20 protein-coding genes, 4 tRNA genes and 1 pseudogene are annotated in these 20125 nt (G+C 33.1%); 6 read left to right on the top strand and 19 right to left on the bottom strand.

Annotation, left to right across the window (positions count from 1 at the left end):
• The first annotated feature begins 83 nt into the window (after positions 1-83).
• Genes argS through hypB form a run of 5 tightly spaced genes read left to right on the top strand, consistent with a single transcriptional unit; the run spans position 84 to position 4693 of the window.
• A complete protein-coding gene (argS, locus tag THENA_RS03670) occupies positions 84-1709 on the top strand; it encodes an arginine--tRNA ligase (RefSeq protein ID WP_013756085.1) in 1626 nt (541 codons plus the stop codon).
• On the top strand, positions 1706-2539 hold the full coding sequence (locus THENA_RS03665; protein WP_013756084.1) for a hypothetical protein: 834 nt from the start codon (positions 1706-1708) through the stop codon (positions 2537-2539). Before argS ends, THENA_RS03665 begins: the two co-directional genes overlap by 4 nt.
• Entirely contained in the window at positions 2532-3629 is a 1098-nt protein-coding gene (locus THENA_RS03660) for a M48 family metallopeptidase (protein WP_013756083.1), read from the top strand. Before THENA_RS03665 ends, THENA_RS03660 begins: the two co-directional genes overlap by 8 nt.
• Positions 3630-3974, top strand: a complete 345-nt coding sequence (hypA, locus tag THENA_RS03655) for a hydrogenase maturation nickel metallochaperone HypA (protein ID WP_013756082.1) — start codon at positions 3630-3632, stop codon at positions 3972-3974.
• 41 nt (positions 3975-4015) lie between these two features.
• Positions 4016-4693 carry a hydrogenase nickel incorporation protein HypB gene (gene hypB, locus THENA_RS03650; protein WP_013756081.1) on the top strand — a complete coding sequence of 226 codons (678 nt, stop codon included), beginning with the start codon at positions 4016-4018 and terminating at the stop codon, positions 4691-4693.
• Here hypB and THENA_RS03645 read toward each other — a convergent pair.
• From THENA_RS03645 to THENA_RS03590, 12 genes are all read right to left on the bottom strand, one after another.
• Complete coding sequence (locus THENA_RS03645; RefSeq protein ID WP_013756080.1) at positions 4671-6773, bottom strand: transglycosylase domain-containing protein; 2103 nt, start codon at positions 6771-6773, stop codon at positions 4671-4673. The genes hypB and THENA_RS03645 overlap by 23 nt on opposite strands.
• Before the next feature lies 1 nt (position 6774).
• Positions 6775-8493: a proline--tRNA ligase gene (locus THENA_RS03640; RefSeq protein WP_013756079.1), complete on the bottom strand. Its 1719-nt coding sequence runs from the start codon at positions 8491-8493 to the stop codon at positions 6775-6777.
• A complete protein-coding gene (ispG, locus tag THENA_RS03635; protein WP_013756078.1) occupies positions 8490-9542 on the bottom strand; it encodes a flavodoxin-dependent (E)-4-hydroxy-3-methylbut-2-enyl-diphosphate synthase in 1053 nt (350 codons plus the stop codon). The genes THENA_RS03640 and ispG overlap by 4 nt, the downstream gene beginning before the upstream one ends.
• Positions 9539-10561, bottom strand: a complete 1023-nt coding sequence (gene rseP / locus THENA_RS03630; RefSeq protein ID WP_013756077.1) for an RIP metalloprotease RseP — start codon at positions 10559-10561, stop codon at positions 9539-9541. Before rseP ends, ispG begins: the two co-directional genes overlap by 4 nt.
• Positions 10561-11691, bottom strand: coding sequence for a 1-deoxy-D-xylulose-5-phosphate reductoisomerase (gene dxr, locus THENA_RS03625; protein ID WP_013756076.1), 1131 nt, complete (start codon positions 11689-11691; stop codon positions 10561-10563). Before dxr ends, rseP begins: the two co-directional genes overlap by 1 nt.
• Positions 11688-12461 (bottom strand): phosphatidate cytidylyltransferase, encoded by a 774-nt coding sequence (locus tag THENA_RS03620; RefSeq protein ID WP_013756075.1) that lies wholly within the window; start codon positions 12459-12461, stop codon positions 11688-11690. Before THENA_RS03620 ends, dxr begins: the two co-directional genes overlap by 4 nt.
• Positions 12458-13141, bottom strand: a complete 684-nt coding sequence (gene uppS, locus THENA_RS03615) for a polyprenyl diphosphate synthase (RefSeq protein WP_013756074.1) — start codon at positions 13139-13141, stop codon at positions 12458-12460. The genes THENA_RS03620 and uppS overlap by 4 nt, the downstream gene beginning before the upstream one ends.
• Before the next feature lie 2 nt (positions 13142-13143).
• Positions 13144-14214 (bottom strand): RNA polymerase sigma factor RpoD, encoded by a 1071-nt coding sequence (gene rpoD, locus THENA_RS03610; RefSeq protein WP_013756073.1) that lies wholly within the window; start codon positions 14212-14214, stop codon positions 13144-13146.
• A 34-nt stretch (positions 14215-14248) separates the two neighbouring features.
• Positions 14249-14323: transfer RNA gene (locus THENA_RS03605), tRNA-Val, on the bottom strand.
• Between the two features lie 27 nt (positions 14324-14350).
• A tRNA-Glu gene (locus tag THENA_RS03600) sits at positions 14351-14426 on the bottom strand.
• A gap of 98 nt (positions 14427-14524) precedes the next feature.
• The gene (locus THENA_RS10240; protein ID WP_013756072.1) at positions 14525-14830 is read right to left on the bottom strand and encodes a chromate transporter; all 306 of its coding nucleotides are present in this window, start codon (positions 14828-14830) and stop codon (positions 14525-14527) included.
• The gene (locus THENA_RS03590) at positions 14794-15609 is read right to left on the bottom strand and encodes a chromate transporter (RefSeq protein WP_041437923.1); all 816 of its coding nucleotides are present in this window, start codon (positions 15607-15609) and stop codon (positions 14794-14796) included. The genes THENA_RS10240 and THENA_RS03590 overlap by 37 nt, the downstream gene beginning before the upstream one ends.
• A 14-nt stretch (positions 15610-15623) precedes the next feature.
• Here THENA_RS03590 and THENA_RS09995 point away from each other — a divergent pair, with 14 nt between their 5' ends.
• Positions 15624-15782 carry a hypothetical protein gene (locus THENA_RS09995; protein ID WP_169309399.1) on the top strand — a complete coding sequence of 53 codons (159 nt, stop codon included), beginning with the start codon at positions 15624-15626 and terminating at the stop codon, positions 15780-15782.
• On the opposite strand, the gene THENA_RS03585 is transcribed toward THENA_RS09995, so the two are convergent.
• The 7 genes and pseudogenes from THENA_RS03585 to THENA_RS03555 all read right to left on the bottom strand — a co-directional run bounded on the left by THENA_RS03585 (position 15766) and on the right by THENA_RS03555 (position 20071).
• A complete protein-coding gene (locus THENA_RS03585) occupies positions 15766-17058 on the bottom strand; it encodes an MFS transporter (protein WP_013756070.1) in 1293 nt (430 codons plus the stop codon). The two genes, THENA_RS09995 and THENA_RS03585, sit on opposite strands and share 17 nt — an antisense overlap.
• Positions 17059-17116: 58 nt before the next feature.
• Positions 17117-17953 (bottom strand): MBL fold metallo-hydrolase, encoded by an 837-nt coding sequence (locus THENA_RS03580; protein ID WP_013756069.1) that lies wholly within the window; start codon positions 17951-17953, stop codon positions 17117-17119.
• Between the two features lie 148 nt (positions 17954-18101).
• Positions 18102-18485 (bottom strand): annotated as a pseudogene (locus THENA_RS03575) (dienelactone hydrolase family protein); the annotation flags it as partial.
• Positions 18486-18506: 21 nt separating this feature from the next.
• The gene (locus THENA_RS03570) at positions 18507-18695 is read right to left on the bottom strand and encodes a hypothetical protein (protein WP_013756068.1); all 189 of its coding nucleotides are present in this window, start codon (positions 18693-18695) and stop codon (positions 18507-18509) included.
• 34 nt (positions 18696-18729) lie between these two features.
• A tRNA-Arg gene (locus tag THENA_RS03565) sits at positions 18730-18806 on the bottom strand.
• 11 nt (positions 18807-18817) lie between these two features.
• Positions 18818-18893: transfer RNA gene (locus THENA_RS03560), tRNA-Gly, on the bottom strand.
• Between the two features lie 44 nt (positions 18894-18937).
• Positions 18938-20071 (bottom strand): branched-chain amino acid ABC transporter substrate-binding protein, encoded by a 1134-nt coding sequence (locus THENA_RS03555; protein WP_013756067.1) that lies wholly within the window; start codon positions 20069-20071, stop codon positions 18938-18940.
• Between the last annotated feature and the right edge of the window lie 54 nt (positions 20072-20125).

Raw genomic sequence — 20125 nt, 5'->3', positions numbered from 1 at the left:
TACTACAATTTTCGTGAACTGTGAACTATAAACTCATATTGTATAATTGATTATTGAGAAACTAATTTTTAAGGAGGTTTTATTTGTCTTTTTACAACCATTTGAAAAAAGAAACTCAAAAACACATCACTAAACTTTATCCAGAGATTAAGAACCCAGCTTCCTTTGTAGAAATACAAATATCTAATCCTCAATACGGAGATTATACTATCTTAAGTTCAATGAAACTTGCAAAACACCTAAAGGAAGACCCTATAAAAATTGCAAACAAATTAGCTCAAAGTTTTAAGGATGATGATTTTTCTGTTCAAGTTGCTAATCCTGGATTTATAAATATAAGCTTAAAAGAACATGCTCTACAAAATATTTTACAAAATTTTACTATTGAACCTTATTTAAATAGTTCTAATTCCAAAACAATACTAATTGAATACGTTTCGGCAAATCCTACAGGACCACTTCACATAGGACATGCCAGATGGGCAGCATTTGGCGATTCTTTAACTAGAATTTTAAAAGATTATGGTTTTAATGTCCAAACTGAATTTTATGTGAACAATTATGGAAATCAAATGGAGCTTTTCACCCTATCAATAATAGCTAGAATGAGGGAAATTCTAAAACAAGATTATGACTTTCCAGAAGGGGGTTATCAAGGCGAATATGTCGTAGATATTGCAAAAAAGATTCTTAATAAATATCCTTTTTTATCTAAAGATGACCAAAATTTGCACTTTGAACTCATAAAAGAAGAGGCATTAAATATAGCTCTTGGAGAGCAAAAGGAAACTTTAAAAAACTTTGGAGTTATTTTTGACTCTTTTTTCTTTGAAAGTAGCTTACATCAAGAAAACAAAATTAATAAGATAATCGAACTTTTAATTTCAAAGAATCAAACATATAAGAAAGACGGTGCACTCTGGCTTAAAACTTCTAATTATTTCGATAGCGAAGACAGAGTATTAATAAGAGAAAATGGACTCCCGACATATTTTGCAGCCGATATAGCATATCATTACGAAAAATTTAAAAGAAATTTTGACATTTACATTAATATATGGGGTACAGATCATCATGGCTATATACCAAGACTCAAAAGTGCCTTGAAAGCACTAGATTTGCCTGAAGAAAAACTTGTCGTTCTTTTGGGACAATTAGTAAACCTCTATAAAAACAAAAACCTCATACGCATGTCAAAAAGAACTGGCAATATGATCACTTTAAAAGAACTTTTAGAAGATGTTGGACATGATATTCTAAGGTTTTACCTAACTTCAAGATCTTTAAATAGCACAATTGATTTTCATATAGAGAAAGCAAAAGAAGTTACAATGGATAACCCTCTTTATTACATCCAATATGCTTGTGCAAGAATATCAAGCATAAGAAGAAACATTGATGAAGAAATACCAGCTAATTTAAACGAATACTCAAAATATATAAAAACAGCAGAAGAGTACGAAATTATTAAGAAAATTGATAATTTTGACTTTTTCAGAGAAAAAGCAGTTCGGGATTATGAACCATATTATCTTGTCAACTATATGCTTGATCTTGCAAGGCTGTTTCATATTTATTATCAAAAAAATAGAATAATTAATCAAGATAAGTCAATCCAGTGGTCAAGGCTGTTTCTGATTTTAAAAGTTCATAACATTCTCTCAAGAGGATTGTCATACTTAAATATTATTCCGATGGAGAAGATGTGAAATTAATTTTTTTTTGGACTATAATATTGTTTTTTTGTATTTTTACCTCTTCATTTAATAATATTGATGCAAGAGCAAACGACCAGCTTCAGGTAAATCTTTCTATTACAGGAGACGAAAAACCGGATGGTAACTATAGTTCTATAAGTTCCATATCTGTGCATGTAAAAGCTGATAACAGTCTAATGAAAGAAGTTATTCAAAATACCCCTGATTATGGGCCAGTGCTTGAATCATGGCTTAAATTAGGAAATAAGCCGCCCTTAACAGGCCCAAAATTGATATACAGGTTGAATTTTTATTCACCAGATTCAAGATCCTTATATTCAACTGATATCGTCTTCTTTGCAAGAAAATATTCTGTTGTAAGCGATAATGGGCAAAAAAAACCAGTAACTGAGGTAGTAGATGAAACAAATATAGTTATACCTGTACAAACTGAAATAAATGGTACATACAAACTCTTAATTAGCCAGGGAAACAAACCCATTTTTATAAAAAATATTGTCTTAGAGAAGGATAATACTGAAAAGCAAGCCATAACAGAAAAAACAACGTCCACAAATGAAAAAATTAATAAACCTAAAAAAATTAGTAATTTTTCCGATTTTATTCCTATACTTTTAACAGTTATAGGTATTTTATTAATAGCATTATCATTTTTTATTATCGTTTTAGCTATTAAAAAATTTCCAAGAAAACCAGAAGCAAAGTGTCCTTTCTGTCACAAAACTCTCTTTGACGAAAATGATACTTTTTGCTGTTATTGTGGAGCACTATTAAAACCAGAAAAAAAACAAGCAAACAATCACGATAACGAAAATGTTTAAAAAAAAATTTCTGCTTTTCTTTATTACATTAATAACTTATCTTCTTTTAAACTTTCAGGATAATGCCTATTCTCAAACTATAGTCAATTATGATGCAGAATATAAAGAAGGTCAAAAAATTGCAAAAGAAATCGAATCATATTACAAAATCGTAAAAGATCCCGTAGTTCAAGAAAGACTGAACAAAATCGGTGAACGTTTACAAAAATATGCCAGAGAATTTTCAGGAGTTAAGGATTTAAAACTAACAATAAAAGCATATTATAGTAATGACGTTAATGCTTTCGCTCTACCAGGAGGCTTTATTTTCGTTACAACGGGAATGTTAAACTTTGTAAGAACTGATGATGAATTAGCATGTATACTTTCACATGAGACTGGTCATGTAGTCTTAGACCATCACAGAAAGCAAATGGAACTACAAAAAAAGTACACTCTTGTAGCCCTTGCTGTAATAATAGCATCAAGAGGAAATGCTGCAGCAAGTGAATCAGCAAGCTTACTCTCAATGGCAATGATGAACCAATATTCTATTGGTTTAGAGAAACAAGCAGACGAATTTGCAATTAAGTGTGCTATGGCTTGCGGTTACAATCCAGTTGGTTTGTTAACTACTATGGAAAGACTTAATGCAAGAGAAAGAAGTTCTCAAGATATAAATTGGGGAATTTATCAGAACCATCCAGATACAGAAGAAAGAATCAAATACATTATTGCAGATCTAAAAAAATACGGAGTTATAATTAATCGAAGAATTGCTGCTGATTATTTCAGAGTAACCAATAAGGGACCTAATATTTATATTGAAAAAGATCTTTGGTTTAATCTTCAGGATTATCCTGAAATCTTCCCTAATCCTTTCATAGACTTAACGTCTGTAATAAAAAATTTGAATCTTGCTTTAAATGAAGAACCAAATATATATGATATTAGGGTTATTAACAGCAAAAACAGTGTTATAATTGACATTAAAAATATAGCAGTTATTACTGCAAAAAACACTGAAGAAAATAGGAAAGTCCTTGAAGAATTAAGTTCAAGGTTAAAAAATATAATGTGGAAAAATTCATTTTGGGAGGCATTTAATTAAATGCATGAAGCAAGTATTGTTCAGGAAATAATTGATATAACTACAGAACAAGCAAAACAAAATAATGCACACAAAATTCTTGAAGTGGAAATTACTGTTGGAGCTGGCGCAATGATAGAAACCGATCTTTTAGCTTCTGCTTTTGACATTATGAAGGGCGAAACAATGTTAGAAGAAGCTGTTTTGAAAATAAATAAAGTAAATCTTAAATTACATTGTTTGAATTGCGGAAAAATATCAGAAAGCGATAAAATGGTTAGTATGGAGTGTCCATATTGTCACTCTTTTGAAACAATAATCGAATCTGGTAGAGAAATGTTAATTAATAAAATTATTGCTGAATAGTTCTTCAAAATTTTATAAAGCAAAGAAGAAGGGAGAAAATTATGGAGCTTAAAGATATAAATGTAAATATCCCAATACTATCAAAGAATATTAAAGAGGGGGAAAACAATAAAAAGATCTTCGAATCGAAAAAACTCTTAACCATCAATCTTATAAGTTCTCCTGGATCAGGAAAAACAACTCTTTTAGAAAATATTACGCCCATATTAAACGAAAAAGGATTTTCCTCTTTAGTTATTGAAGGGGATATTGCCACTACAAGAGATGCAGAGAGAATCAACAAAAAGGATATTAAATGCGTACAAATTAACACACATGGTATTTGCCATCTAGAATCTAAGATGATAAGAAAGGCTTTCGAACAATTTAACATAAAAAATGAAAAAATTTTATTTATAGAAAACGTTGGCAATCTTGTTTGCCCTGCAGAATTTTATTTAGGAGAACATGAAAAGGTAGCAATATTAAGCGTAACAGAAGGTGAAGATAAACCAGAAAAATATCCGCTTCTTTTCAAAGAAGCTTCTTGCATACTTCTAACCAAAGTTGATCTCTTGCCATTTCTCGATCTGAGTGAAGAAGATTTCATTTTAGAAATTAGAAAATTAAACAAAAACTCCCCTATTTTTCTTGTATCAAAGAAGGATAAAAATTCATATCATAAATTCGTAGAATGGCTAATTCAAAAATACTTTTCTATCTTTGGGGAAGCACAATAATTGAATTGCCCTCATGCTTTGGAATAGTAGTTGGCTGACTATTCTCACCTGAAACTTGTGGCTTCTCATTAGTATTCTCTTTAGTTTTCTTCTCTTTTGGAACATAAGGACCACCAGGATATCTGTTATCATATTCTGTAGGCACTTTGTCTTTTGGAAAAGATTTTAACACAGGATTTGGACACTTATCAGTTGCCAACTTACCAGTATCATCACACACCCATACACTAACTTCATTTCCACTCGATGAACCACCAATAGGTTCAGAACTTTTCGGAAAGTAAGCAACAGGCGTGCCAGCAAGAGCACTTTTCATAAATGAAGCCCAAATTTCAGCAGGAATAAAGCCACCAACTACACCATTCATTGGTGAATTATCATCATTCCCTACCCATACTCCACAAACTAAATTAGGTGTAAAACCTATAAACCATGCATTTCTAAAGTCATCCGTTGTACCAGTTTTGCCTGCGGCAGGTCTGCCAATATTTGCAGCCATTCCTGTACCGTGCAAAATTACATTAGTAAGCATATTATCAAGAACTGATATATATTTTTCATCAAATACCCTCTGAGGTATCGGTTTATTCTCTTCTAATACTTTCCCATTTCTATCCAGAACTTTGGTTACAAAAATTGGCTCAACCCTAATACCTCTATTAGCAAAAACCCCATAAGCAGAAGTAAGCTCAAGCAAGTTCACATCGCTTGCACCTAAAGCAAGTGCAAGATTTGCATTTAATGGACTTTTAATTCCAGCCTTTCTAGCTGTTTTAATTGCATTTTCTACTCCTACCATAGCTAATAATTTCACACTAGGAACATTTCTAGAAAGCATTAAGGCCTCCCACATAGGAATATTTCCCATAAAGGTTCTATCATAGTTCTGGGGGCTCCAAGGACCTTCTGGTGTTGGATAGGTAACAGGGGTATCAGACAACATAGTATTAGGACTCATTCCTTCTTCTAGAGCAGTCAGATAAACAAATGGTTTAAATGCAGAACCAGGTTGTCTTTCTGCCATAATAACCCTATCAAACTGACTCTTTTCATAACTGGTTCCACCAACATATGCCCTTATCTCTCCATTTTGAGGATCAATAGCAACAAGCGCTCCCTCCGATACGTGTAAATATTTATATTTGTTTACATATTCTTTGACCAGTTTATCAGCTTCTTCTTGCATATTGTAATCAAGAGTGGTATAAATTTTTAAACCGCCAGTATAAACTTCGTTATAACCATACTTTTTTGCCATTTCTTGTAATATGTGATCAACAAAGTATGGAGCAATACCACCCCATTTTGAATTAGAATGAGCTATTTTAATAGGTTGGTTGTATGCTTCTGCTGCTTGAGCTTTGGTAATAAAACCTACATCTACCATTCTGTTTAACACAATTTTCTGTCGTTCTTTAGCTAACTTAAAATTTCTTACCGGAGAATAATACTCAGGTGCACTTATTAAGCCCGCAAGCATTGCAGATTCAGCCAGATTAAGATCTTTTACGTCTTTATTAAAATAATATTTCGAAGCAGCCTCAACACCATTCGTTCCGTGACCTAAATATATTTCGTTAAGATATAACTCCAAAATTTTAGCCTTACTAAGGGTAAGATCTACTCTTATTGCAATAACCAATTCAACAAGCTTTCTCATTATGGTCTGTTGAGGAGTAAGGTAGATATTTTTAACAAGCTGTTGAGTTAGGGTACTTCCTCCCTCAATTTCTTTTCTGTGTGTAACGTCAGCTATAAAAGCTCTTATTATTCCTATAGGGTCAAAGCCTATTTCCGAGTAGAATCTTGAATCTTCAACAGCTATAACTGCATCTTGTAAACTTTTTGGAATATCCTTTAAAGGAACCACTATCCTATTTTCGGAATCGTACAGCGTAGTTATTAACTTACCATTTCTGTCGAATATTTGAGTAGCTTCGGGAGGAGCATAGTTCTCAAGACTTTCTACGTTTGGGACTTTAATAAAGGAATATATCGTTACTCCAGCCAAAAGTCCAACCAAAAAAAGCGTTAGAAATATCGCAATAAAAATTACAAATTTCTTAATTTTATTAAGCATATTATATTATCTGTCTAAGTTTTAAAGATACGTATACGCTTGCTTCGTCTGGCGGAACAAGATTTGAACTTCCATCCCTTCTAACTTTAATCTCAACAAGACCAGATTTAGAAAAGTGACTACCTATTATAATCTTAATTGGAATTCCAAGGAGATCAGCATCTTTAAACTTTACTCCTGCTCTCTCATCCCTATCGTCAAACAAAACGCTTATGCCTCTTTCCTTTAGTTCATAGAAAATCATTTCAGAGGTCGTTAACTGATTTTTATCATTTATATTTGTAGGAATAATAATTACCTGGTAAGGAGAAATAGAATTTGGCCATATAATTCCAAATTCATCATGATGTTGTTCAACAACAATAGCAAGAAGTCTTGAAATACCAATTCCATAACATCCCATTTCAAACGGTTTCTCTTTGCCATCTTCATCTTTAAAATAAGCTTTCATTGGTTCACTGTATTTTGTACCAAGTTTGAATACATGACCAGCTTCACTACCCGTGCTCTCTAATAACCTAGAGCCACAACGAGAACAAAATTCGCCTGCCTTTGAAATTCTCAAATCAAAAATTTTATCTGTATAAAAATCCCTCTTAAAGTAAACATTTTTATAGTGATATCCCTCTTTATTTGCTCCAGCATAAAAGGCTACATTTTCAACACAAATTCTTTTGTCACATATCAAATCTATATTATTATTAATCTTTACCGGTCCTATTGAACCAACATTCAAGTTTAATTCTTGCTTAATTTCTTCAGGCGTCATCATTGACAGCTCTTTTCCAGAAAGAGCGTTTTTTAACTTTACCTCGTTTAACTCATCATCACCAGCTATCACTATCATTGTTGGTTTTCCATCGACTCTATACATCAAAGACTTTAGAATATACTTCTGGTCTACTCCAATATATTCCGAAACTTCATTAACTGTTCTTGCATTAGGTGTTGGAATAATGTCTATATCAGAAAGTTCACTACTGTTAGGGTAAAATGGTTCATAAGTTGACGTGGCCTTTTCAAGATTTGCCGCATATGAACAACTTGAGCAATAAAGAATCTTATCCTCTCCAAAAGGAGTCAAAACCATAAATTCATGAGAAACACTTCCACCAATAGCTCCAGAATCTGCTTCAACCGACTTAAAATTCAATCCCATTCTTGTAAGAATTTTTTCATAAGCGTGAAACATGTCCCAATAAGTTTTATCAAGGTCCTCTTCGTTTCTGTGAAAGCTATAAGCATCTTTCATAATAAATTCCCTTGTTCTCATCAACCCAAATCTAGGCCTTATTTCATCTCTAAACTTTGTTTGTATTTGAAATACAGAAATTGGAAGTTGTTTATAAGAATTGACCTCTCTATTTATCAAATCAGTTATAACTTCCTCATGAGTAGGACCAAGAGCATAGTCCTTATCGTGTCTATCCTTAAATCTCATAAGTTCAAGTCCATATTTTTTCCATCTTCCTGAAATTTCCCAAATTTCTCTTGGTTGAAGGGCAGGAAGTAATAGTTCTTGAGAGTTAATATTAATCATTTCCTCACGAACTATATTTTCAATTTTTAACAAAACTCTTTTGGCTAAGGGCAAATATGTATAAATACCGGAACTAAGACGTCTTATATAGCCAGCTCTTAACAAGAGAACGTGACTAATAGCCTCAGCATCACCTGGTACTTCCTTAAGAGTCTTGAAGAACAATTTGGATAATTTCATAAATCCTCCTGAAAAATAAGAGATTCTAGTTCATCTAAAAAAATTTTTTCCAAATTATCATTATCAATTTTTTTTATTATTTTTCCATATTTAAACAAAAATGCAAATTGTTTAGCGCATGCAATACCCAAATCAGCAGACTTAGCCTCAGAAGGTCCATTTACTGCACATCCCATAATAGCAATTTTTAAAGGTTTTTTTACATTCAGAAGTCTCTTTTCAACAACTTTAGTTAATTTTCTTAAATTGACCTCTGTTCTGCCACAAGTTGGGCAAGATATTATCACTGGACCAGTTTCAAGTTCAAGAGATTTAAGAATCTCCTTTCCAACCCTTATCTCATCAATTGGACTTGAACTGAGAGATACCCTTATGGTATCTCCTATGCCTTTGTTTAAAAGAATTCCTATAGCAACGCTTGATCTTACTGTCCCCTGAAACAAAGGGCCTGCTTCAGTAACTCCTACATGTAAGGGATAAGGAAACTTTTCAAAAAGCAACTCATAGGTTTTTAAAAGCAAATTAACAGAAAAAGTTTTTGCACTGATCACAATATTGTTGAATCCAACATTTTCAAGTAAACTTACTTCTCTTTCTACAGAACTAACAAGAGCATCAACCGGATTATCTTGAAATTTTCCAAGGAGATCTTTAGGTATAGAGCCTTCATTTACACCTATTCTAATAGGGATATTATTGCTCGATGCAGCTTTCACAACCTCTAGCAAATTATTTTTTGAACCAATATTGCCAGGATTTATCCTTATCTTAGAAATCCCTGCATCGATAGCCTTCAAGGCCAACCTATAATCAAAATGAACATCTGCCACAAGGGGTATCGATACCCTTTTGACAATTTTATAAATGGATTCTGCAGCCTCATTATCTGGAACCGCTAGCCTTACAAGATCTGCACCCGCTTTTTGGATTTGTCTGATTTGTTCAACAGTAGCATTAACATTTCTTGTATCAGTTTTTGTCATTGTTTGAACAAAAACTTTGCCAGATCCAAAAATTAAATCTTTAACAGCAACCTTTTGTCTAATCATCTTTTAAAGATTCTTAATATATCAAAATAACTGACAAATATCATTAATAAAATTAAAAATACAAAACCAGCCACATGTATGAAATTTTCTTTTTTTGGATCTATAGGCTTCCCTCTAAGAACTTCAACAAGCAAAAATAGAATTCTTGAACCGTCAAGAGCAGGAATAGGAAGCAGATTTAATATCCCTAAATTTAAAGACAAAAAACCTATAAAAAAAATAAGAGCAGTAGGGCCTTCATTGGCAGCCTGACCAAGCATATTAGCTATCCCTATAGGTCCAGCCAGACTTCCTACCGGAACTTTTCCTGTTATTAACATCCAAATACTTACAACAAGTGCAATAGACCAGGAAATTGTTTGAGTAAATCCCATATATATAGATTCAAGAATTGAATATTTCTTTAAAGTACGATCAAACATTATGCCAATTAAATACCTGTTTTCCTTCTGATCAAATTCTGGAATAAGGCTAATATTTATATCCTTGCCATCCCTCAAAATAGTTAGTTTAAGTTTTTCCCCTTTCGATTCAGATACTATTTTTATTAACTCATTTGGCGTTTTAATAGGAATGTCATTAACAGCAACAATCTTATCTCCAACCTGTATTCCTGCTTTTGCAGCTGGGAAATTATCATTAACTGATTGAATCTTTAAATCAGGAACATAAACGCCCTGTGTATATACAAGAGTAAAAAGAACTGCAGCCATAATTATGTTCATTACAGGACCAGCTAAAATTACTAAAATTCTTTGAAATGATTTAATTTGATCAAATCTCTTCGTTCCAGGGGGAACCTCTCCTTCATCCAAACCAGCAATTCTTACAAACCCACCAAGAGGAAGAACCCTAACGCTAAGATCTGTTTCTTTGTATTTACTTTTGAAAATTCTTGGACCAAAACCAATTGAAAATTCATAAACTCCTACACCAAAAATCCTTGCAAAAACAAAGTGCCCCGCTTCATGAACTAGCGTCGCAACAAAAATTACTAAAATAAAAATTAAGATACTCATTAAATTTTATAGGCCTCCAACAACTCTAAACTTCTCGCAACAGTTTCATTATAAATCAAATCTATCTCTTCAAAAGATGTAACATTACCCGAATTAGATTTTGATAAGATCAATTCTAACATTTTTGGGATGCTTAAAAATGAAATCTTTTTATTTAAAAATGCATCAACCAAAACTTCATCACAAGCAGCAAGCGATGCAGTTTTAATTGAACCACCTTCCAACGCTTCATAAGCAAGAGCCAGGCATGGGAACTCATTATTATTAGGCTTTTCAAATTCCAACACGAAATGATTTTCAAAATCTTCTTTTTGAGGAGCAACCCATCTTTCAGGATAAGAGAGTACATGCTGTATAGGTATTCGCATATCCGGTTTATAATACAAGATTCTAACAGAACCATCAAGAAATGAAATCAAAGAGTGAACCAAACTAGTTCTATTAATAAGAACCTTAATCTTACTAGGATCAAAACCAAAAAGAAAAGAGGCTTCTATTACTTCAAAACCTTTATTCATCAGATTAGCAGAATCAACAGTTACCTTTGGTCCCATTTTCCATGTAGGATGCGACAAAACTTCATCCACTGAAGGACTTTTGATAAAATGCTTGTTATAGAATGGCCCTCCTGAAGCTGTCAGATATATAGAATCAACAAAAGAAATATCTTCGTTTTCTAATAGTTGAAAGATTGCGTTGTGTTCACTGTCTACAGGTAAAATTTTTCTGCCAACTTTTTTTGCATAATTAACAATTAAATTTCCACCATAAACAAGTATTTCCTTTGTAGCAAAAGCAAGATCTTTATTTGAGTCAAGCGCTGATTTAGCAATATATATCGAATCTTTGCCTACCCAAGCTAGCAAAACTAAGTCAGCTTCTGTTTGTCTTACCATTTCTAAGATTCCATCAAAACCATAAAATGTCTTCTCAGGCTTAGTTTCAAAATCTTCTTTATACAATAGGCCAACACATTCAGGTTGAAATTCCCGAATTTGATCTCTTAATTTTTCTGATATCTTTCTTGCTGCTAAACCTACTACTTTTAATTTATCAGAATGTTTTCTAACAACTTCTAAAGCTTGCGTGCCTATTGATCCTGTAGATCCAATCAAAATTATTTTCTTCATTTAATTTTCCCAAGATAAAGAATCATAAAATATAAAACTGGTGATGAAAAAAACAAACTATCGAATCTATCAAAGAAACCTCCATGTCCTGGCAAAAGATTTCCAGAATCTTTACAATCAAAGGTTCTCTTGATCAAAGACTCGCTTAGATCAGAAATTTGAGAAATTATATTAACAACAATACCCAAAAAAATCAATAAAAAAATGGATTTTTGCAAAATATTTGAAAGAACCAAAAAAGGAACAACACCAAAAATTATATTTGCAAATGCACCTTCCCAGGTTTTTTTTGGCGAAACGCCTGAAAGTTTATGTTTGCCAAAGTTTTTACCAACTATATAAGCCATAGAATCTCCTAGCCACAAACTTGTCAAAAGAGCAACTGACCAAAAAAAACCGTTATCAAGATTCCTAATTAAATAGAAAAAAGAAAGTGAAAAAGATATAAAAAGGCAAGAAGCAAGTGAAAGACTAACATCAAAAAAAGAAAACTTATTGAAGAAAACTATCGCCCAAAAGAAAAGTAACAACATACCTAAAAAAATTGAAAAAGATAGAAAACCAAAAACATTTCCAAAAAATATTATGAATGATACTAAAAATGAAATATAAGGCATTCTATGATTATTATTCTTCATCATTACACTAAATTCATATGTAGAACATAATATCAAAACAGAAAGAAGCAAAACAAGCCATAAATTACCAGCATAAACAAGAAATAACAAAACAGGTATTCCCCAACAGGCTGTTATCACCCTAAAAATCAAGAATTACGTCCCCCAAATCTTCTTTGTCTCTTGTGAAATTCTGCAATAATATTATCAAGATCATCCTTTGTAAAATCGGGCCACAATTTATCGACAAAAAAAAGTTCTGTATAGGCAATTTGCCATAAGAAAAAGTTGCTTATTCTTTTTTCCCCGCCAGTTCTTATCAATATGTCTGGTTCAGGGAAGGGATAAGTCAAAAGCAACTTTGAAAAATTTTCTTCATTAAATTCAATATTTAAAGACTTTATTTTATTAGCAGTATATAAAATTTCTTTTCTTGAACCATAATTAAAAGCAACACCAAGGTTAACCTTTACTGGATTGACTTCGACTTTTTCAGAAGTTTCAATTAATTTTAAAATATCATTTGATAAATTTTCTTTTAGAGTGAAAAACTTTAACTTAACACCCTTTTTTGACCAATCTTCTATATACTTTTCTATTCCATCATAAAAAATTTTAAATATGCCTTCTATTTCTTCTTTAGGTCTCTTCCAATTTTCGGTTGAAAAAGCATAAACGCTTAGATAGGGAATATTTTTTTCAGTAAAGATATTTACCATTTCTTGCAATTTTTTAAATCCTTCAAAGTGACCGTTGAAAACTGGAAGGAATCTAGCTTTTGACCATCTTGCATTGCCATCCATTATGATGGCAATATGATTTATTTTAGACATAGCTAGACTAAATAATCCCTAAGTTTACGACTCCTGCTTGGATGTCTTAATTTTCTAAGCGCTTTAGCTTCTATTTGCCTAATTCTCTCTCTGGTAACGCCAAATTCTTTGCCCACTTCCTCAAGAGTTCTCGCATGGCCATCAACAAGACCAAATCTAAGTCTAACTACATCTCTTTCTCTTGGTTGTAAATCTTTGATTACTTCTTCTAAATCTTCCTTCAAAAGACGATACGTAACTGCCTCCATAGGTGATGAAATTGATTCATCTGCTATGAAATCTCCAAGATGACTATCTTCATCTTTCCCAATAGGAGTTTCGATGGATATAGGTTCTTGTGAAATCCTTTTAATTTCATGAATTTTTTCTACATTTACTTCCATCTTTTCGGCTATTTCTTCGTCAGTAGGTTTTCTGCTTAATTGTTGGCTTAAATTTCTAACAGTTTTTTTGTATTTATTGATTGTCTCCACCATGTGTACTGGTATTCTTATAGTTCTTGCCTGGTCCGCTATAGCTCTAGTAACAGCTTGTCTAATCCACCATGTTGCATAAGTTGAAAATTTATAACCTTTTCTATAATCAAACTTTTCAACAGCCCTTAATAAACCCATATTTCCTTCTTGAATTAAATCAAGAAACAACAAACCTCTTTTTGTATATTTCTTGGCAATTGAAACCACAAGTCTTAGATTTGCTTCGGCAAGTTTCTTTTTAGCTGCTTCATCGCCATGAAATGCTCTCTCAGCCAAATATTTTTCTTCTGAATGTTTTAACAGAGGAATCTTGCCAATTTCTTTCAGATATTGCCTTACCGGATCCTCGACCATAGGAACGCGTTCTTCTGGCATAGTTAGGACGTCTTCTGCTGAAACCGGCTCAGTATCGTTAACAATTTTTAAAAGATCTTGATCTTCATCATCCACATTGCCAGCTTCTATGGATTTTATTATATTATCTAAATCGGACGGTTCCTCTAAATCATCAAAATAGCTAGAAAAACTCTTATAAGATTGGTCTTCTGTATTTGGCAACTGTGGAGTTTTTTTAACCTTCTTAGAATTCTTTGGCATTTTTTTCACCTTCTAAAATGAAGTTTTAAAAAAATGGTGGGCGAAGTAGGGTTCGAACCTACGACCCCCTGCGTGTAAAGCAGGTGCTCTTCCACTGAGCTATCCGCCCATTTTTTAAGAAGTACATAAAACAAAATGGTACCTCCAAGGGGATTCGAACCCCTGTTTCAGCCTTGAAAGGGCTGTGTCCTAGTCCCCTAGACGATGGAGGCATCGTTAATATTCTACAAAAAAGATAAAAATTGTCAACCATCATAATAATTTCAATTCTTTTAACATATTATAACTTAAAAAAATAAAAAAAGCTTATTTAAAAATGTATTAAAAAGCCATAATAAATATAACTGCAAATTGAAATACAAATCACTGTAAAAATAATAGGTTTTTTATAATAAAGAGATATTGCGCTTATAATCATTATTAGAAATGTAAATGGATCAGTTATAGTCTGCGGATAAAATTGTACACCAAGAGAGAAAAGAAGAGATGTCAATGCTGTAATCACACCAATCATACCCTTATAAAACCAGGTTCTTTTACTTAGCCTATCATAGAACGGATTAACCAAAATTAGCAAAATTATAGGAGGTAAAAAGGTAAACAAAAAAGCAAGCATTGCACCAAAAACCCCCCATAAACATAACCTATATAACCAGAAAGACAAAGAACAGGACCAGGAGTAATCTGACTTATAAGAACAGCATCCAAATAAGCATTTTGGGTTAAAAGATTGTTATTAACAACAAAAGTTTTATGATAAAGAGGCAGTGCAGATTGAGCGCCTCCAAAAGCAAGCAGGCTAATTTTACTCAAACTAAGACAAAAATCAAAAAAACTTGGAAATAAGAAAAAAACAGTTAAAAACATTGTTGCTAATATAAAAAGCGCATAAATAATCTCTTTTAAAGAAAGATTTTCAATTGAAGAGCTTCTTGCTCGAGGCACATCTATTCTAAACAAAAAGGCTCCAAATAAGAAAGATAATAAAAATGCGTAGATAATCTCAGCATTATTTAAAAAAGCAATAAAAGAAATCAAAAGAAGAATTAACTGCCTTCCAGTTTTAATATATTTTTTATAAAATTGCAAAAAAGCAACAAAAAAAAATGCAACTACAAATGGTTTTAATCCTTTAAAAATCAGACTTATTATTGTTGCATTTCCATGCAAATACAAAAAAGCAAAGCCTATCATCATTAATATAGACGGGAAAACAATAGCTAAAGAAGAAAGAATGCCATACCAAAAACCAAAAGACCTATAAGCTATAAATCCTATAAGATTACTAATAATTGAGCCTGGCAAGAACTCGGTAAGCGTAACTCCTCTTAAAAAAGAGTTATCACTTACACATGTATATTTTTTGACAAATTCAGATCTTAGAGTGGGTAACATTGCAACTCCCCCAAATGCAGTGGACCCTAGATACAAACATTTTATTAGAAAATGCAAGGGATCAGGACAAGAATCAATTACTCTTTTCATATAAAGATGATTTTACCACAAAAACTCTGCAGCCAAGACATTTTAACTTGGCTGCAGAAGAAAAAATTAAGCAGATTTTTTGACCGGCTCTTTAGGTAATATAGCTAACAGTATGACAGCCACGAGAAGTAAGGCTCCTACAGCTGCAAGCCCAAAATATACATTCCCTGTTTTGTCCTTTATAAGTCCAATAATGTAGGGAGCAAAAAAGCCACCAAGATTTCCAATAGAATTGATCACTGCAATTCCAGCAGCAGCCGCTTCTCCAGATAAAAATTCATTAACAAGTGCCCAAAAGGGACCAAATGCTCCAAATGCTCCTATAGTAACAATTGACAAAACAATCATTGATATAAAAGGATCTTTTATAAACAACATAAGAAATATTGCAATAGAACTTACCAAAAGAGGAATTTGAGAGTGTCGTCTCCACTCTCCTTTTTTGTCGGCATCCCTACCAACCCACACCATAGCAATAGCAGCGAGTATGTAAGGGATCATTGTTAAAAAGCCTACTATAGTTGCACTAAAAGAATTTGACAAACCTTTGATGATCGTAGGTAACCAGAAACTGGTTGAATATAGACCCATAATACATCCAAAAAAGTAAATAAATGCCAAGAGCCAAACTCTACCATCAACAATAATCTCTCTGACCGAAGCCTTTCTTTGCTTAGCTTTCTCTGCTTGCTCTCTAGATATTTCATCAGTTAGGGCCTTTTTTTCATCAATAGTTAAAAAAGTAGCATCTGCTGGCTTGTTCGGAAGCACAAAAAATGTAATAAAACCAAAAATAACTGAAGGTATCCCCTCAAGTATAAACATCCACCTCCAGCTCTGCATATTTAGCCAATGTACGTGATCTAAAATAAGACCAGAAATAGGACCGCCAATAACACTCGATATAGCTAAAGCAGTCATAAAGATTGCTACAGCTTGAGCCAATTCTCGTTGTGGAAACCAGTATGTAAGATACAATATCATGCCTGGGAAAAATCCTGCCTCTACCAAACCAAGCATTACGCGAGCGACATATAGATGAAAAGCATTGTCTGAAAATCCTGTTAAAGTCGCAGTCAAACCCCAAACTATTATAATAATAGCTATCCAAATCCTTGCTCCAATCCTGTGTAAAAGCAAATTGCTGGGCACTTGAAAAATCAAATACCCAAAAAAGAATATACCAGCGGCAAAACCAAATTGCTCAGCAGATAGTCCTAGATCTTTATTCATACCTCCTACTGCTGCAAAGCCAAAATTAATGCGATCAACAAAATTTAAAATGTACAAAATAAAAATGTAAGGCATTAAAAACCATTTCGATTTGTTAATTGCACTTTTCAAAACTGTAGAATCCAATTGTTCACCTCCTAAGATTTTAAAAAATTAAACTAAATCACCTCCTCAAATTTAAGAATTATGAAAAATCAATTTCAGTTCCTACAAAGGCAGCTATAAAACTATCACCGAAAGAATCTTTTAGCTTGGCCATCATAGAAAAACCAGTACAATGATTGGCAGCCACAATAGTTGGTTTAGCATCTAACAAATCTGAAATAGTATTTTCTCTTTGAACAGGGTCAGCCGGACCAAGATGAGTTCCCCCAACAATCGCATAAAGTTTGTTTGTTTTTAAAAGTTTAAAACCGTATCGGATAATATTTATAATGCCAGCATGAGCACATCCTGTCAGGGCTATAAGCCCATTATCCTTAATAGCATATAGGGCCATATCATCTAGAATCGGATCTTTTACACTTTTGCCATCCTTTTCTATAACTAAATTTGAATCCCCTTTTTCATAATCAGTCTTACGCTCAATAGTACCGCTCAAGAACAAACCTGGGACAATTTCTAAAATTTCTTCAACAAAAACAAAATTTGCACCTAATGACTCCAAATATTTCTTAGAATAAGGGATACCAATATGAAATTTCTTCTCACCAGCTAAAGAATATCTGTTTAAAAATGCGTCTTTATGAAGAAAAACTGGTATCTTTTTTCTTGCATTACCTAAAATAGACAATAAACCGCCTGTATGATCATAGTGTCCATGACTCAAAACAATCATATCCAAATCTTTTGGGTTAACGCCTAATAAAGAAAGATTGTGAATAATTGAACCTGATTGGCCTGTGTCAAACAGTATAAGTTTGTTAGATATATTGATTAAAATCGACATGCCGTGTTCAGCTTTGAAAGAATATGGTGTTGGAGCATGAACACAATTATCCATTACAATAGTAATTTTCATAATATCCCCTCGTTTTATTTTTATTAAAACATAATTTTATTGTAACATTACTTAAATAAAACAGAAAATAAATTATATATATTAAAAAAAAGATATTTTAAATACAGAAATTATGTTAATTTACAAACCACAATTCTCAAAAAAAATCCTATTTAATATTTTCTTTCAGAAAACTAATAGCAAGAGACCAAGAACGCTTATCTGCTAACTTATTATAAGCAGCTCCTTTAGATGCATCCGTTCCCGCTCTTTTGTTGGTAAACGAATGAACACTATTTCCATAGGAAACAAACACCCAATCAGCTTTAACTTTTCTTAATTCTTCTTGAAATTTTAATACTTGATCGAGGGGTACATGAGGATCATCCGCACCGTGCAAGGCTAAAACCTTTGGTTTAAAAATACCGGGTATAGCCTCTAGTGGAGTATCCAGGCCTGCATGAAAAACTACCACACTTTTGAGATTAGCACCACTTCTTGCCAACTCTAAAGCTACTGTGCCACCAAAACAGTATCCTACAGCTGAAATGTTATTTCTTTCAACATACTTACTTTAATTCCCCACACCCATCCAATCTGAAAACAGTAAAATTCCAGCTTTTTTACTGAGTTCATTAGAATTATAAAAAATAACACTTTTTAGCGTGGTCTCGTCTGATAAATAAGTAATAGTTTTCTTTTTGACATGAACTTCTGAAGATTTAGATGGTTCACATTGATAAATTGTTGTATCTTCCTTCACCTTTATACTTCCCCCTAATTCTAAAGTAATAGGCTGGCGCGCCCGACAGGATTCGAACCTGTGACCTACGGATTAGAAGTCCGCCGCTCTGTCCAACTGAGCTACGGGCGCTCAAAACAACATGGAGCGGGAGACGAGATTCGAACCCGCGACCCTCAGCTTGGAAGGCTGATGCTCTACCGACTGAGCTACTCCCGCTCACATGTTGAAATTATAAACTAAAAAACTAAAATTGCCAACCCCTAAATTTCAACAAACTTATCATTTTTAACTTCATAAACAGTAATTACTTTATTTTTTGTATCACCATTTGGAGCAAATGTTGTATTTCCAAGAACACCATTATAATTGGTTTCGTCTAAAAGTTTAATAAGTGCTTCACCCTTAGCAGTTGGATCCTTTTCAAGAGCAGCTGCTAATATTTTTACAGCTTCATACGCAAATATACCATATGCACCTGGCTCTCCATATTTTGCCTTATAAGCTGCCAAAAAATCTTTAGCATTTGGATTTGTTTCAATATTAAGACCTATATTTGTTATTATGTCTCCATTAGCTGCTGCTCCTGCAATCTTTAAAAATTGTGGATCATATAAGCCATCTGGTCCTACCAAAGGCATCTTCATGCCCAAATCTCTCATTTGCTTGGTTATAAGAGCCCCCTCAGGATAGTAACCACCAAAATAAATAGCATCTGGATTAAGGGTTTTAAATTTTGTAAGAATAGCTGAAAAGTCCTTCTGATCTTCTGTCACACCTTCAAATGCAAGAACTTTTCCACCAAGTTTTTCAAAGCTATTTTTAAACTCTGTAGCAACCCCCTGTCCATATGCAGACTTATCCTGCAAAATAGCTATATTCTTATATCCTTTTTTAAACAAAAAATCAGCAGCAAAACTTCCCTGAACATTATCAGTTGGGGCTACTCTAAAAATATTTTTTAAACCTTGCTGTGTTAACTCAGGATTTGTAGACACAGTGAGCATTGGAACATTGGCTTGAGCATAGATCTTAGAAGCAGGTATGGAACAACCAGAATTAACGTGGCCTATTACAGCCACAATACTTGGATCGCTAACAATCTTTTGAGCTACAGATACAGCCTGCTTCGGATCTGCTGCATCGTCAAATATTACCGCTTCAAGTTTTTTCCCCTTTATTCCTCCCTTTGCATTAATTTCATCAATAGCCAAAAGTGCAGAATTTTTCCAGTCTTCTCCATATTTCGCTTGCGCTCCTGTCATTGGACCTACCACTGCAACTTTAATTGTAGAACTTGCAGCTTTTTGTTGAGTACCAGCGCAACCTGCCAACAGCAAACCCACTCCAAATAAAGCTAAGACCAAAAACAAAAATTTCTTGTACTTTAAAAACAAATTAGCACCCCCTAAATAAAGTATTTGATACGTTAATATTTTATTATAATTTCT

It is taken from the genome of Thermodesulfobium narugense DSM 14796, from assembly GCF_000212395.1.
Taxonomy (GTDB): domain Bacteria; phylum Thermodesulfobiota; class Thermodesulfobiia; order Thermodesulfobiales; family Thermodesulfobiaceae; genus Thermodesulfobium; species Thermodesulfobium narugense.
The sequence above is the reverse complement of the archived record's forward strand: the minus strand, read 5'-3'. Positions and strand labels throughout refer to the sequence as shown.

Bases quoted from the DNA above. Each gene is read 5' to 3' on its own strand.
- THENA_RS09995 (WP_169309399.1), top strand. From the start codon at position 15,624: ATGCAGTGGACCCTAGATACAAACATTTTATTAGAAAATGCAAGGGAT.
- THENA_RS03580 (WP_013756069.1), bottom strand. From the start codon at position 17,953: ATGAAAATTACTATTGTAATGGATAATTGTGTTCATGCTCCAACACCA.
- THENA_RS03645 (WP_013756080.1), bottom strand. From the start codon at position 6,773: ATGCTTAATAAAATTAAGAAATTTGTAATTTTTATTGCGATATTTCTA.
- THENA_RS10240 (WP_013756072.1), bottom strand. From the start codon at position 14,830: ATGCTTGCTTTTTTGTTTACCTTTTTACCTCCTATAATTTTGCTAATT.
- uppS (WP_013756074.1), bottom strand. From the start codon at position 13,141: ATGTCTAAAATAAATCATATTGCCATCATAATGGATGGCAATGCAAGA.
- hypB (WP_013756081.1), top strand. From the start codon at position 4,016: ATGGAGCTTAAAGATATAAATGTAAATATCCCAATACTATCAAAGAAT.
- dxr (WP_013756076.1), bottom strand. From the start codon at position 11,691: ATGAAGAAAATAATTTTGATTGGATCTACAGGATCAATAGGCACGCAA.
- THENA_RS03590 (WP_041437923.1), bottom strand. From the start codon at position 15,609: ATGTTACCCACTCTAAGATCTGAATTTGTCAAAAAATATACATGTGTA.
- ispG (WP_013756078.1), bottom strand. From the start codon at position 9,542: ATGATTAGACAAAAGGTTGCTGTTAAAGATTTAATTTTTGGATCTGGC.
- THENA_RS03660 (WP_013756083.1), top strand. From the start codon at position 2,532: ATGTTTAAAAAAAAATTTCTGCTTTTCTTTATTACATTAATAACTTAT.
- THENA_RS03640 (WP_013756079.1), bottom strand. From the start codon at position 8,493: ATGAAATTATCCAAATTGTTCTTCAAGACTCTTAAGGAAGTACCAGGT.
- rpoD (WP_013756073.1), bottom strand. From the start codon at position 14,214: ATGCCAAAGAATTCTAAGAAGGTTAAAAAAACTCCACAGTTGCCAAAT.
- hypA (WP_013756082.1), top strand. From the start codon at position 3,630: ATGCATGAAGCAAGTATTGTTCAGGAAATAATTGATATAACTACAGAA.
- rseP (WP_013756077.1), bottom strand. From the start codon at position 10,561: ATGAGTATCTTAATTTTTATTTTAGTAATTTTTGTTGCGACGCTAGTT.